The 12,963-nt window shown below is 72.5% G+C and carries 12 protein-coding genes; 7 read left to right on the top strand and 5 right to left on the bottom strand.

Annotation, left to right across the window (positions count from 1 at the left end; all coding sequences use genetic code 11):
- Nucleotides 1-36: 36 nt before the first annotated feature.
- Nucleotides 37-1,563 carry a tetratricopeptide repeat protein gene (locus AB5J51_RS24710; RefSeq protein ID WP_369778661.1) on the bottom strand — a complete coding sequence of 509 codons (1,527 nt, stop codon included), beginning with the start codon at nt 1,561-1,563 and terminating at the stop codon, nt 37-39.
- Between the two features lie 105 nt (nt 1,564-1,668).
- On the opposite strand from AB5J51_RS24710, the gene AB5J51_RS24715 reads away from it, so the two are divergent.
- A complete protein-coding gene (locus AB5J51_RS24715; RefSeq protein WP_053784851.1) occupies nt 1,669-3,051 on the top strand; it encodes an FAD-binding oxidoreductase in 1,383 nt (460 codons plus the stop codon).
- 47 nt (nt 3,052-3,098) lie between these two features.
- Here the strand turns inward: AB5J51_RS24715 and AB5J51_RS24720 are convergent, their stop codons facing one another.
- Complete coding sequence (locus tag AB5J51_RS24720) at nt 3,099-3,578, bottom strand: SsgA family sporulation/cell division regulator (RefSeq protein ID WP_053784850.1); 480 nt, start codon at nt 3,576-3,578, stop codon at nt 3,099-3,101.
- 269 nt (nt 3,579-3,847) lie between these two features.
- Here AB5J51_RS24720 and AB5J51_RS24725 point away from each other — a divergent pair, with 269 nt between their 5' ends.
- Both AB5J51_RS24725 and AB5J51_RS24730 read left to right on the top strand, forming a co-directional pair.
- A complete protein-coding gene (locus tag AB5J51_RS24725) occupies nt 3,848-5,452 on the top strand; it encodes an RDD family protein (RefSeq protein WP_369778662.1) in 1,605 nt (534 codons plus the stop codon).
- Between the two features lie 99 nt (nt 5,453-5,551).
- Entirely contained in the window at nt 5,552-6,298 is a 747-nt protein-coding gene (locus tag AB5J51_RS24730; RefSeq protein WP_369778663.1) for an RDD family protein, read from the top strand.
- Between the two features lie 33 nt (nt 6,299-6,331).
- Here the strand turns inward: AB5J51_RS24730 and AB5J51_RS24735 are convergent, their stop codons facing one another.
- Nucleotides 6,332-6,679, bottom strand: a complete 348-nt coding sequence (locus tag AB5J51_RS24735; protein ID WP_369778664.1) for a hypothetical protein — start codon at nt 6,677-6,679, stop codon at nt 6,332-6,334.
- Nucleotides 6,680-7,062: 383 nt separating this feature from the next.
- On the opposite strand from AB5J51_RS24735, the gene AB5J51_RS24740 reads away from it, so the two are divergent.
- The gene (locus AB5J51_RS24740) at nt 7,063-9,474 is read left to right on the top strand and encodes an immune inhibitor A domain-containing protein (RefSeq protein WP_234381865.1); all 2,412 of its coding nucleotides are present in this window, start codon (nt 7,063-7,065) and stop codon (nt 9,472-9,474) included.
- 112 nt (nt 9,475-9,586) lie between these two features.
- Nucleotides 9,587-9,889 (top strand): hypothetical protein, encoded by a 303-nt coding sequence (locus tag AB5J51_RS24745; protein WP_030158646.1) that lies wholly within the window; start codon nt 9,587-9,589, stop codon nt 9,887-9,889.
- A 27-nt stretch (nt 9,890-9,916) separates the two neighbouring features.
- Here AB5J51_RS24745 and AB5J51_RS24750 read toward each other — a convergent pair whose 3' ends face one another.
- Both AB5J51_RS24750 and AB5J51_RS24755 read right to left on the bottom strand, forming a co-directional pair.
- Nucleotides 9,917-10,519: a nicotinamidase gene (locus AB5J51_RS24750; protein ID WP_053784846.1), complete on the bottom strand. Its 603-nt coding sequence runs from the start codon at nt 10,517-10,519 to the stop codon at nt 9,917-9,919.
- A 101-nt stretch (nt 10,520-10,620) separates the two neighbouring features.
- Nucleotides 10,621-11,949: a nicotinate phosphoribosyltransferase gene (locus AB5J51_RS24755; protein WP_053784845.1), complete on the bottom strand. Its 1,329-nt coding sequence runs from the start codon at nt 11,947-11,949 to the stop codon at nt 10,621-10,623.
- Nucleotides 11,950-12,030: 81 nt separating this feature from the next.
- Between AB5J51_RS24755 and clpS the strand changes: the two genes are divergently transcribed.
- Nucleotides 12,031-12,345 (top strand): ATP-dependent Clp protease adapter ClpS, encoded by a 315-nt coding sequence (gene clpS, locus AB5J51_RS24760; RefSeq protein WP_053784844.1) that lies wholly within the window; start codon nt 12,031-12,033, stop codon nt 12,343-12,345.
- On the top strand, nt 12,345-12,962 hold the full coding sequence (locus tag AB5J51_RS24765) for a DUF2017 domain-containing protein (RefSeq protein ID WP_053784843.1): 618 nt from the start codon (nt 12,345-12,347) through the stop codon (nt 12,960-12,962). Before clpS ends, AB5J51_RS24765 begins: the two co-directional genes overlap by 1 nt.
- The last annotated feature ends 1 nt before the right edge of the window (nt 12,963 follow it).

Raw genomic sequence — 12,963 nt, forward strand, 5'->3', positions numbered from 1 at the left:
GTTCCCCGGCCGGCGGGGCTGGATTCGCCGGCGGCTTCAGGCCTTGGACGGGCCGGACTCGGCCGGCTTGGGCGACGGGCTCGGCTTCGGCTTCGCCGCCTTCGGGAGGTCCGGGGCGACCCACGGCTTGGTCGGCTGCATGTTCTCCGGGCCGCCCGGCGGCGGCTGGCCGATCGAGGCGAGGGCCTGCTTCGCCAGCGGGACCCGCGCGGGGGAGAACCGCGGGTTCGTGCGCAGCGCCTCCTCCAGGTGGCGCCGGGCCCCCGCGTCGTCGCCCAGACCCCGCTCGATCATCCCCCGGTGGTACGCGAAGTCCGCACTCCGCGCCCCCCGCTCCGTCGACTTCTTCGCGTACTCCAGCGCCCCCGCGTCGTCGCCCGTCTTGTGCAGCGCCCACGCCAGCGCATCCGCCACCTGCATGTTCTTGTGCCGCGACCACTCCTGCGTCAGCCGCTGCACGGCCGCCGCCGGATTCCCGTGGTCCGCCTCGAACAGGCCGAGGACCACCGCCTCGTTCACCCCCTCCGCCGCGCCCCGCGCCGCCGCCGTGCGCAGCATGTCGTACGGGACCTTCGCCTCGGCCCCGCGCCCCAGCGCATCCAGCAGCTCGCCCAGCTCCAGCGCCAGCCGCGGCACCTGCGCCCGGCCCAGCGCCATCCGGTAGTCCCGGACCGCCTCCCCGCCCCGGCCCAGCCCGGCCAGCGCCCTGGCCCGGCCGCCCAGCGCCTCCGCCTGCGCCGGGTCCGCCCGCAGCGCGCCCTCGTACTGGCGCAGCGCCTCCTTCGCGTCCCCGCGCTCCCAGGCCAGCTCCCCGAGACGGAACAGCACGTACGCCTTCTCCGCCGGCGACTTCGCCGCACCCCCCGCGTGCTCCATCGCCATCGTCGCGTCCTCGCGCCAGCCGCGGTCCCGGTACACCTGCGAGGCCCGGATGAACGCCGCCAGCCCCGGCCGCAGGTCCACCAGCCGCTCCATCGACCGCTCGGCGGCCTTGTAGTCGCCGAGGCCCGTGTACGCGTCCACCAGCACCGGGTAGGCCGTCCACCGCTTCGGCGCCTGCGCCCGTACGAGCTCGCCCCACTTCTTCCCGGTTGCGAAGTCGCCCCGGGCATTGGCCAGCGTGCCCATGCCCGTCATCGCGTCGAAGTTGCCCTTCTCGGCCGGGCGGATCTCCAGCGACCGCTTCAGCGCCTTCTCCGCCTTCGGATACCAGCCGGGCTCCGCCGTCCGGCGCGCCTGCTCCAGGTACGCCGCCCCGAGCACCGCCCAGGACGCGTCGTCCTTGTCGTGCCCCGCGACCCACTGCTCCCGGTCCGCGACCAGCGCCGTCAGGTCCACCGCCGCCGCCGGCGCACCCATGCCGACCGCCGAGGCGGCCCGCTCGGTGGGCCCCGGCGGGCGCGCGTCGTCGCCCTGGCGGGCCGGCCGGATCAGCAGGGCCCCGGCGATCAGGACCACCGCGACCGCGGCCGCCACGAGGGTCTTGCGGCCGGTGAAGGTCACGGGTGGCGCGGGCTGCTGCGCTTCCTCGTCGATTCGGGCGATTCGGTCGATACGGTCCATGGGGTCACTGTGCGTCAATATGATGAGTTAGCCGAGGTGTCCGAAGCCCGTCGCGGCCGTGTTCACACCGATGGCCCCCGGTGTCACGCTGGGCTCATGGATGTCATGGACGACGATCTCTCCGTACGTCTGCGCGCGAGCCTCCTGGAGGGGCTCCCCGCCGAGGCCCTCCTCACCGATCCCGAGGTGACCGCCTCCTACGCCACCGACATGGCCAACTTCTGCGCCGCCGGCAGCCCGGCGGCCGTGGTCCTGCCCCGCACGGTCGAACAGGTGCAGCACGTGCTGCGCACCGCCACCGCCCTACGGGTCCCCGTCGTCCCGCAGGGCGCCCGCACGGGTCTGTCGGGCGCCGCCAACGCCTCCGACGGCTGCATCCTGCTCTCCCTCGTCAAGATGGACCGGATCCTCGAGGTCAACACCGTCGACCGCATCGCCGTCGTCGAACCCGGCGTCGTGAACGCGGTGCTCTCACGGGCCGTCGCCGCGCAGGGCCTGTACTACCCGCCCGACCCCTCCAGCTGGGAGCAGTGCACGATCGGCGGCAACATCGGCACCGCGTCCGGCGGCCTGTGCTGCGTCAAGTACGGGGTCACCGCCGAGTACGTGCTCGGCCTCGACGTGGTCCTCGCCGACGGCAGGCTCCTGCGCACCGGCCGGCGCACCGCCAAGGGAGTCGCCGGATACGACCTCACCCGGCTCTTCGTCGGCTCCGAGGGCAGCCTCGGCGTTGTCGTCCAGGCCGTCCTCGCCCTGCGTCCGGCGCCGCCCCGGCAGCTCGCGCTCGCCGCCGAGTTCCCCTCGGCCGCGGCCGCCTGCGCGGCCGTCTGCGCCGTCATGGAGGCCGGACTCACGCCCTCGCTGCTGGAACTGATGGACCGTACGACCGTCCGCGCCGTCAACGCGCTCGGCAACATGGGCCTCCCCGACACCACCGAGGCCCTGCTCCTCGCCGCCTTCGACACCCCGCACGCCCCCGACGACCTCGCGGCCGTGGGAAAGCTGTGCACGGCCGCCGGAGCCACCGCCGTCGTCCCCGCCGAGGACGAGGCCGAGTCCGAACTGCTGCTCCAGGCCCGCCGGATGTCGCTGACCGCCCTGGACACCCTGCGCCCGGCGACGATGATCGACGACGTCTGCGTACCGCGCTCGCGGCTCGCCGAGATGCTGGACGGCACGGCCGCCATCGCCCGCACGTACGGCCTGCTCATCGGGGTCTGCGCGCACGCCGGCGACGGCAACACCCACCCGGTGGTCTGCTTCGACCCGGCCGACGAGGACGAGACGCGCCGGGCCCGCGAGTCCTTCGACGAGATCATGGCGCTCGGCCTGACCCTCGGCGGGACCATCACCGGCGAGCACGGCGTCGGGGTCCTGAAGAAGGAGTGGCTCGCGCGGGAACTGGGGCCGGTGGGGCTGGAGATGCAGCGCGCGGTCAAGCAGGCCTTCGACCCGCTCGGCCTGCTCAACCCCGGCAAGCTCTTCTGACCGTACGCCCGGTATGGAACGTACGAGCCCGAGGTGGCGGATCCGCATCACAGGTCGCCGTCCGCCGACTCGTCCGACGGCCACGGGTCCCGCATCCACAGGTCGTCGGCCGGGGTCGGCGCCAGCAGCTCCGCCAGCGCGTCGTCCAGGCCCAGCCGCTCGGCCTCGGTGCCGGGCGGAACCACGTGCAGCGTGCGCTCCAGCCACGCCGACACCGAGCCGGCCGGGGCCTCCAGCAGGGCGTCGCCGTCGGGGGAGGTCAGGGCCATGCAGAGGACGGCCTTGTTGTCGACCTTCGTGGGCCAGATCCGGACGTCTCCGTGGCCGCACGGACGGAAGACCCCTTCGACGAGCAGCTCACGGGCGAAGGTCCAGTTGACGGGGGTGCTGGAGCCGGCGTGGAAGGTGATGTGCACGGCGTAGGGGTCGTCCGTCAGGTACACCAGCCGGGCGGGGACGGCGATGCTGCGCTCGGGGGACAGGACCAGCTTGAGTTCCAGCTCGCGCTCGACGACGGGGTGGTGCATGGCGGCCTCACTTCGGGATCTCCGGTTCGTGTCGTGGGGCCGGGTTCGCGCCCCACACCCGGAGAGAGCACCGATGTGCCCGGGTATGACGCGACTTCGCGCACCGAATCCGGGATTGGCCTGATCCTGTCGGCTGGCTGAAAACAGCCGTAGGGTGCGGCGTTCGCTCAAAGGCTTGGATTCTCCCGTTACCGGACCTGTCGGGGCACGGTTCTTGGCTATGGTCCTCCCCTTGCACAAGCCTCAAGCCACGATCGGAGTTGGGGACATTGACGGCCTCCCCTGGTGACGGCGAGCACGCGGCCCGCGAGGGCTACTACCCCGATCCGTCCATCCCCGGATTCGTCCGGTACTGGAACGGCCTCAACTGGGTTCCGGGTACGAGCCGCCCCGCCGCGCGGTCCGACGAGACTGGCCCGGTGTTCCTGGACGAGACCGGCGTGACCGAGGCGCTGCCCGAACCCGAACCCGGGCCCGAACCCGTCGACGGGCCGGCCGTACCGGCTCCCGCTCCCGCACCCGCCTGGCAGGCCGACCCGCTGCACCAGTCCGGCTTCGGAGGGCCCCGCGACCACCGCGTGTCCTGGGGCAGCCCGCCGCCGCCCGAGCCCGAAGCGGGGCACGCGCCCGCCCCTTCGGCGGGGGTCTCGCCGGGCCGCGGGCCGCGTCCGGAGCCGCTGGACGCGGCCGAACGGCCCGAGCGCGGGCCGGGGGTGTCCTTCGCCCGTACGCCGTCCGCCGCGGCGGCCACCGCGGAGCGGTTCCCCGCTCAGGCCGCGGCCCGGGGCTCCGCCGAGGGCGTGGGGATCCTGTCCGCGCGCTCCCCGGCGGCCCAGGCCCCGGCCCCGGCTCCGGCGCCCGCTCCGGCCCCGGCGCCCGCTCCGGCCCCGGCGCCCGCTCCGGCTCCAGCCCCGGCCCCGGCTCCCGTCGAGCCCGCGTGGCCCGCCGCCCCCGGAGGCAGCGCCGGGCCGTCCGGGCTCACCTCCTCATGGCCGCAGACCCCGCTGCGCCGCGAACCCGCGCCGCGGCACGAGCCCGGAACCCCGCCGCGGCGCGACCCGGTGGCGGCCCCGCGCGAGCCGGAGGCCCCGGCGGCCTGGGAGCCGGCGGCCCGGCCCGAGCCGGAGGCCCCTCCGCGCCGTGACCCGGCGGCACGCCCCGAGCCCGGGACGCCGGTGCGGCGCGACCGGGACGCCGCTTCGGCAGCCCGGCCCGTACCGGCGCCGTCGTCGCCGGCTGCGCAGTCCCCGGCGGCTCCCCCCGCCCCCCGCCGGGCGGCCGTCCCCGCCGAGCCGGATCACGGCATCGAGGCGTCGGCGGCACCGACACCGACACCGGCACCGGCGGCCGACCGCACGGCCCCCCGGCCCACCGAGCGGGCCGTCTTCGAGCGGATGGCGGAGCAGGCCGTCCGCCCCGCCGGGCTGGTGCGCCGGGCCCTGGCCCGCGCGCTGGACACCCTCGTACTCGGCGCGGTCGCGGCGGGTGCCGCCCGACCCCTGCTCCCTGCCGCCACCGCCCACCTCGAGGCCAAGGTCGACGCCGCGAAGGGCAGCGGGCGGACCACCACCGTGTGGCTGTTCGACACCACCATCGCCGGATACCTGGGCCTCGTGCTGGGAGCCGTACTGCTCTTCGGGGTGTTCTACGAGGCGCTGCCCACCGCCCGCTGGGGCCGCACCCCGGGCAAGAAGCTCCTCGGGGTCCGGGTGCTGTCCGCCGCCACGCTCCGCCCGCCCACGTTCGGGGCGGCGCTGCGCCGCTGGCTGGTGTACGCGTTCCTCGGGCTCCCCGGCAGCCTCTGGTGCCTGGTGGACCGGCCCCGCCGCCGGGGCTGGCACGACCGGGCGGCCGGGACGTACGTGGCCCGCTGAGGCCCGGCCACGGCCCCGCCGGGGGGCCGCCGGGGGCGGCTTCCCCCGAACGGACGCCGTCCCGTTGCGGGGTTCGCGGAGCCGGGTTCGACTCGGGCCATGAGTACCGATCAGCCGCCGCCGGGCCAGCCGCCCGAGGACGACCCGTTCCTCAAGAAGCCCCAGGAACCGACGCCTCCGTCGGGCGGCTCGCCGTACGGCCCGCCGCCGGGCGGCGCGCCCCCGCCCCCGCCCCCGGGCGGCCCGTACGGCGGCGGGGCGGGCGGTGCGGGCGGTGGTGGTGGGTACCCGCCACCACCGCCCCCTTACGGCGGAGGCGGTGACGCCTACGGCGGTGGCGGCATGCCGGATCCGCTGGCCGGGATGCCCCCACTCGCCGACACGGGCAGGAGGCTTGTCGCACGCCTCATCGACTTGATCATCGTGTCCGTGCCCCTCGCCCTCATCCGGTGGGCGCTCGACGGGGATTTCTACCAGGTGAACACGGACAAGGGTGAGGACGTCAGTGACGCCGTGAACGGGTGGTACGTCGGCAGCGGCCTCGTCTTCCTGCTGATCTCGATCCTCGCGTACGTCGGCTACGACTGGTGGTTCACCAAGAGCAACGGGCAGACTCCCGGCAAGAAGTGGATGCGCATGCGCGTCGCGATGCTCAACGACGGCAGCGTCCCGACGTCCAAGGCCGCTCTGGCGCGCGCCGCCACTCTCTGGCTGCCGTGGCTGGTCTGCTGCCTTTGCGGTTGCCTCTGGCCCATCGTGCTGTTCATCTCGGTGCTGGTCGACAAGCCGTACCAGCAGGGTCTGCACGACAAAGCCGCCAAGACCGTGGTGGTCAGAACCACGTAGCGCACGCCCCGCCGGGCCGTGAAGGCCCGCGGCTCAGTGGTGCACCGGCTGTTCGACGGCGGCCGCCCGGGGTTCAGGCACCCGGGCGGCCGCCGCGTCTGCGGCCGCCGTGTCCACGGGGCCCGGTTCGGGCGTGATTTCGGCAACACCGGGGGAAGCGGCACGGGTGCGGGCGGGAGCTCCGGCGGGGGCGGCGTGCCGGCCGCGGCGGCGGGGGCTCGCGGCGGTGAGCGCGACGAGCAGTCCGAGGGCCAGGGCGACGGTGGCGATGACGGCGATCCCGCGCCCCGTGCTCGTCTCCGAGAGCAGCAGCATGGCGATCGTCGACACGACTACGGTGGCGGACCCGTAGAACAGCTGGGCGGCAGTCGGACGCGGCATGGCGATATCCGTCCTCAAGGCGGGGAGGGGGAGTCTGCTCAACTAGGTCGCGCGTCAAGGGACTCTACGTCGGGGGATTCCCGAGCGGAACCGCCAGTAAGCGTGACCTAACCCACGGTGCCGGAGCACGGGGGGCGCACGGGTTCACCCGCCCGTCCCACAGTGTGGTCAGAACGCGCCCTTCGTCCCCTATGGCAGAGGAACGTCCGGATAGCGGAACTCCCTGACCGCATAGTGCAGTTGTAAGGAAGAAGTCAAGGTCTGTCTTTTCTTTAGACTCTCCGGTCAAATGTCGTCACTTGAGACGCGCGCCGCGCGGAACCCCCCGCTCCTATGGAGACGTTCCGACCTGTGTCGCGGCCGCGGGAGGGGAACGACATCAAGTGACCAGCAATTCCAGCCGTCGACGAGCGCTGCGTGCCGCAGCCATCGGTGTGACCCTGGCCGCGACTGCGGCTTCCGGCGCCTTCCTCGTCACTGCCCAGGCCTCCGAGGCGCCGTCGACCGCGCCCGCCTCGGACCGCCAGGACCCGACCGCTCCCGCGAAGGAGGCGGTCCAGCACAACCTGAAGGGCCCGTTCAGCGACCAGCAGGCCCAGGCGCGGGAAGCCGCCCTGGAGCAGGTGCTCTCGGGCAAGAAGTCCGTCGAGCAGCGGGGCGCCTCCAAGGTCGTCAAGCTCGACGACAGCAAGTACGTCGAGCTCGGCCGCGAGAAGACCGACAAGATCTTCACGATCCTCGTCGAGTTCGGGGACCAGGTCGACAACACGACCATGTTCGACCCGGACGGTCCGGACGGCCCGAAGCCGGCCGTCCCGAAGTACGGGGGCAACCCCGGTCCGGCGCGCAACCAGATCGCCCAGCCGGACCGCACCACGAACAACAGCACCGCCTGGCGCAAGGACTTCAGCCGCGAGTACTTCCAGGACCTGTACTTCGGTACCGGCCAGGGCAAGAACTCGCTGAAGACCTACTACGAGAAGACCTCCTCGGGCCGTTACTCGGTCGAGGGCGAGGTCGCCGACTGGGTCAAGATCCCGTACAACGAGGCCCGTTACGGCTCGAACTACTGCGGTCAGACCAACTGCGCCAACGTGTGGGACACCGTCCGTGACGGTGTCAACGCGTGGGTCGACGCCCAGAAGAAGGCCGGCAAGACCGACGCCGAGATCAAGGCCACGCTGGCCCAGTACGACCAGTGGGACCGCAACGACTTCGACGGCGACGGCAACTTCAACGAGCCCGACGGCTACATCGACCACTTCCAGATCGTCCACGCGGGCGAGGACGAGTCGGCCGGCGGCGGTGTCCAGGGCACCAACGCGCTGTGGGCGCACCGCTGGTACGCCTACGGCACCGATGCGGGCAAGACCGGTCCGGCGAACAACAAGGCCGGCGGTACCCAGATCGGCAACACCGGCATCTGGGTCGGCGACTACACGATGCAGCCGGAGAACGGCGGCCTCGGCGTCTTCGCGCACGAGTACGGTCACGACCTCGGCCTGCCGGACCTCTACGACACCTCCGGTGGCGGCGAGAACTCGGTCGGCTTCTGGTCCCTGATGTCCGCCGGCTCCTGGCTCGGCAACGGCAAGGACTCCATAGGCGACCTCCCGGGCGACATGACCGCCTGGGACAAGCTCCAGCTGGGCTGGCTGAACTACGACACGGCGAAGGCCGCGACGAAGTCCACCCACAAGCTGGGCGTCTCGGAGTACAACACCAAGGACAAGCAGGCGCTGGTCGTCGAGCTGCCGAAGAAGCAGGTCAAGACCGACATCGTCGCTCCCGCCGAGGGCTCCTCGCAGTGGTGGAGCAACATGGGTGACGACCTCAAGAACACCCTGTCGCGCTCGGTCGACCTGACCGGCAAGTCCTCCGCCGCACTGTCCCTCAAGGGCTGGTGGGACATCGAGAAGGACTACGACTACCTCTACACCGAGGTGTCCACCGACGGCGGCGCCACCTGGACCGTCCTGAACGGCACGGCGGGCGGCAAGGCCATCCCGGCCGACGCTGCGGGCAACGCCGGTCTGACCGACGTCTCCGGCGGCTGGCAGGACCTGAAGTTCCCGCTCGACGCCTACGCCGGCAAGAAGATCGACCTCCGCTTCCGCTACCAGACGGACGGCGGCGCGGGCGGCAAGGGCTTCACCGCCGACGCCCTCGCGATCACCGCGGACGGCCAGAACCTGTTCACCGACGGCGCCGAGAACGGCGACAACGGCTGGACCGGCAAGGGCTTCTCGCGCATCGGCGCCGGGTTCACCAAGGAGTACCCGCAGTACTACATCGCGGAGAACCGCCGCTACGTCTCGTACGACTCCACCCTCAAGGTGGGCCCGTACAACTTCGGCTGGGCCAACTCGAAGCCGGGCTGGGTCGAGCACTACCCGTACCAGGACGGCCTGCTGATCTGGCTGTGGGACAAGTCCCAGAAGGACAACAACACCAGCCAGCACCCGGGCTCGGGTCTGATCCTCCCGATCGACGCCAACGCCAAGCCGATGAAGTGGGCGGACGGCACCCTGCTGCGCAACAAGATCCAGCCGTACGACGCGACCTTCAGCGCGTACTCGACGGACGCGTTCACCCTGCACAAGAACGGTGAGTCGCTGTTCCTGAAGCCGAAGCCCGCGAACCTGGTCTTCGACGACCACAAGGGCAAGTACTACTACGACGAGAACCCGACCGGTTCGGTGAAGGTCGCTGACACCAACACCAAGATCAAGATCGCGAAGGAGACCTACGACGGTCTCCAGATGACGATCGAGGTCGGGCCCGCCGCCAAGTAATTCGGCAAACCCGCAGGTCAAAGCATGATCGGCCGTCGCCCTCTAGCGGGCGGCGGCCGATCGCGTTTAGATGCGGGTGCGAGTTTTCTTATTGACGGGGGAGCTGAAGATCATGCCCGGTGGAGGTTTCGTCAGACTGCCAGGCGGCAGCGTGGTGGTCGCGCTCACGCTGCCGAGGCCGTGCGGCGAAGGCGGAAACGTCCGCGTGCTGGTGCACGCCGCGAACCGGGCCCGCGCCCTGACCAGGCTGCGGAACCTCGGGATGCGGGCGGTCTACCTGCGCGGCAACGCGCAGCCGCCGACCCCGGACGAGGTCACGGCCGTCCTGCACCACCCGGACGGCCTGCTGTGGCGCGGCGCCCCGGATCGGGCCCAAGAGCTCTGGCACCCCATCCGCGCCCTCCTGGGGCACTGACGCGGCCGGCCCCGCCCCGATAGCCCGTCACGGGCTCTGGCGGGGGCTCTCGCCGACGAGCTCGACCCCGGCCGACCGGAGCTCCTCGACCGCGCGCGCGGCGGTGTGGGGGGCCACGGCGGCCGTCAGGTCCAGCAGCACGCGGGTGGTGAAGCCGGCGCGGGCCGCGTCCAGGGCGGTGGCGCGCACGCAGTGGTCGGTGGCGATCCCGACGACGTCGACCTCGGTGACCTGCCGGTCGTGCAGCCACCGGGCGAGCGGGGTGCCGTTCTCGTCGGCGCCCTCGAACCCGCTGTACGCGGCCTCGTACGCGCCCTTGTCGAAGACGGCGGCGACGGCTCCGGAGGCGACCGCGGGCGCGAAGTTCGGGTGGAACCCGACGCCCTCGGTGCCGGCGACGCAGTGCACCGGCCAGGAGGTCTCGAAGTCCGGCTCGGCCGGGGGGTGCGCGAAGTGCGACCCGGGGTCGACGTGGTGGTCGCGGGTGGCGACGACGTGCCGGTAGCCCGCCGTGGCCTGGCCGATCAGCTCGGTGATCGCGGCGGCGACGTCGGCCCCTCCGGTGACCGCGAGGCTGCCGCCTTCGCAGAAGTCGTTCTGTACGTCGACGACGATCAGTGCGCGGTGCATGTCGCGTGTCCTTCGGTTGTCGTATGTGCCGCTGCGCGGGCTCTTCCCCCGCCCCGCCCCTTCCCGAAACCGGGGGCGCCGCCCCCGGCCCCGCAGACCGGCTACGCGTACTCGGTCGGGATGACCGGCTCGCCGCGCGACAGCTGCGTCGCGGAGAGCGGGAGCCCGGCGCGGGCCTCGCGGTGGCGCTCGCGCGGCGCCTCCAGCGGCTCGCGGGCGACCACCTCGCCCGCCTTGACCAGCTCGACCAGCAGCTGCCGGTCCGCCAGCGCGGACGGGACGGGCCCGGTGCCGATCACCTCCGCCTCGGCGACGCCCTCCGCGTCGACCCGCCGCGCAGCCCACTTGCGGCCGCCGATCGAGGTCTTCCCGCCCGTGGACTTCTTCGCCACCGGCACCAGCGGAGCCTTCGGGTCCGCCGACGCGGCCCGCGCCACCAGCTTGTAGACCATCGAGCACGTCGGGTGCCCGCTGCCCGTCACCAGCTGCGTGCCGACCCCGTACGCGTCCACCGGGGCCGCCGCCAGCGAGGCGATCGCGTACTCGTCCAGATCGGAGGTGACCACGATCTTCGTCGCGGTCGCCCCCAGCTCGTCCAGCTGCTGCCGCACCCGGTGCGCGACCAGCAGCAGGTCGCCGGAGTCGATCCGGACCGCGCCCAGCCCCGTACCGGCGACCTCGACGGCCGTCCGCACGGCCTCCGCCACGTCGTACGTGTCCACCAGCAGGGTCGTCCCGCTGCCCAGCGAGGCCACCTGGGCCTGGAAGGCGTCCCGCTCGGTGTCGTGCACCAGCGTGAAGGCGTGCGCCGAGGTCCCGACCGTCGGGATCCCGTACCGGAAGCCGGCCGCCAGGTCCGAGGTGGAGGTGAAGCCGCCGACGTACGCGGCGCGCGAGGCCGCCACCGCCGCCAGCTCGTGGGTGCGCCGCGCACCCATCTCGATCAGCGGCCGGTCGCCGGCCGCCGAGGCCATCCGGGAGGCCGCGGCCGCGATCGCCGAGTCGTGGTTGAGGATCGACAGGATGACCGTCTCCAGCAGCACGCACTCGGCGAAGCTGCCCTCGACGCGCAGGACCGGCGACCCGGGGAAGTAGACCTCGCCCTCGGGGTAGCCCCAGATGTCGCCCGAGAAGCGGTACGAGGACAGCCAGTCCAGGGTCCGCATGTCGACGACGGCCCGCTCCCGCAGGAACTCCAGCACCGCACCGTCGAAGCGGAAGTTCTCCACCGCGTCCAGGACGCGGCCGGTGCCGGCCACCACCCCGTAGCGGCGCCCCTCGGGCAGCCGCCGGGTGAAGACCTCGAAGACCGAGCGGCGGTCGGCGGTGCCGTTCGCCAGGGCGGCCTGCAGCATCGTGAGCTCGTAATGATCCGTGAAGAGCGCTGTCGACGGCACGTCCACCGGCAGGCCCAGGTCCGCAGGGTTCATGCCACGGATGCTAGCGCACATTTCGTCAAAGTGACGAGATCTCGGGACCCGTTTGTGCGACCGGCCGGTCACAGTGGCAGCATGGGACAAGTGAGTGTTGCTCCCATTGAGATCGAACGCACCGAGTCGGCCGAAGAGACGTTCGCCGTCCCCGAACCCGACGTTCCCTGGGTGACCCTGGTGCACAACGACCCGGTCAACCTCATGAGCTACGTGACGTACGTGTTCCAGGCGTACTTCGGCTACTCCAAGGACAAGGCGCACAAGCTGATGCTCGACGTCCACCACAAGGGGCGGGCGGTCGTGTCCAGCGGCACCCGCGAGGAAATGGAGCGCGACGTGCAGGCCATGCACGGCTACGGCCTGTGGGCGACCCTCTCCCAGGACCGCATCTGATGGGGCGGTCCGCCGGGATGTTCGAAGCCCTCGAGGGCGGCGGCGCCGTCGTCGCGCTGGACGAGATCGAGATCTCCATCCTGCGCTCCCTCGCCGTCCAGCTGCTGGAGCTCATCGGCCCGGGCGCGCCCGAGCCCGACGAGGACGCCGACCCGCTCGCCGTGCTGTTCGCCGAGGGCAACGAGGGGCCCACCGAGCGCCCCTCCGACCCCGCGCTGATCCGGCTCTTCCCCGACGCCTACGGCGGCCCCGGCCCCGAGGACCGGAAGGTGGACCCGGAAGAGCTCGCCGCCCGGTCGGCGGAGTTCCGCCGCTTCACCGAGAACGACCTGCGCTCCCGCAAGCGGGAGGACGCGCTGGCCGTCGTGCGCAGCCTGGACGCGCTCACCCCCGGCGGGGACGGGGCGGCCGTGCTCGAGCTCACCGGGGAACTCCCGCTGCGCTGGCTGGGGGCGCTCAACGACCTGCGCCTGACCATCGCGGCGCGCCTCGACATCACCGAGGACGACGAGGGCGCGATGCTCTTCCGGCTGCCGGACGACGACCCGCGCAAGCCGATGGTGATGGCCTACCTCTGGCTCGGCGGCCTCCAGGAAACGCTCATCGAAACCCTCTGAG

This window comes from Streptomyces sp. R33 (assembly GCF_041200175.1).
GTDB lineage: Bacteria > Actinomycetota > Actinomycetes > Streptomycetales > Streptomycetaceae > Streptomyces > Streptomyces katrae_B.

What these genes read in the sequence shown, in the direction of transcription:
- AB5J51_RS24710 (WP_369778661.1), bottom strand. Translation starts at nt 1,563, where the DNA reads ATGGACCGTATCGACCGAATCGCCCGAATCGACGAGGAAGCGCAGCAG.
- AB5J51_RS24715 (WP_053784851.1), top strand. Translation starts at nt 1,669, where the DNA reads ATGGACGACGATCTCTCCGTACGTCTGCGCGCGAGCCTCCTGGAGGGG.
- AB5J51_RS24720 (WP_053784850.1), bottom strand. Translation starts at nt 3,578, where the DNA reads ATGCACCACCCCGTCGTCGAGCGCGAGCTGGAACTCAAGCTGGTCCTG.
- AB5J51_RS24730 (WP_369778663.1), top strand. Translation starts at nt 5,552, where the DNA reads ATGAGTACCGATCAGCCGCCGCCGGGCCAGCCGCCCGAGGACGACCCG.
- AB5J51_RS24735 (WP_369778664.1), bottom strand. Translation starts at nt 6,679, where the DNA reads ATGCCGCGTCCGACTGCCGCCCAGCTGTTCTACGGGTCCGCCACCGTA.
- AB5J51_RS24745 (WP_030158646.1), top strand. Translation starts at nt 9,587, where the DNA reads ATGCCCGGTGGAGGTTTCGTCAGACTGCCAGGCGGCAGCGTGGTGGTC.
- AB5J51_RS24750 (WP_053784846.1), bottom strand. Translation starts at nt 10,519, where the DNA reads ATGCACCGCGCACTGATCGTCGTCGACGTACAGAACGACTTCTGCGAA.
- AB5J51_RS24755 (WP_053784845.1), bottom strand. Translation starts at nt 11,949, where the DNA reads ATGAACCCTGCGGACCTGGGCCTGCCGGTGGACGTGCCGTCGACAGCG.
- clpS (WP_053784844.1), top strand. Translation starts at nt 12,031, where the DNA reads ATGGGACAAGTGAGTGTTGCTCCCATTGAGATCGAACGCACCGAGTCG.
- AB5J51_RS24765 (WP_053784843.1), top strand. Translation starts at nt 12,345, where the DNA reads ATGGGGCGGTCCGCCGGGATGTTCGAAGCCCTCGAGGGCGGCGGCGCC.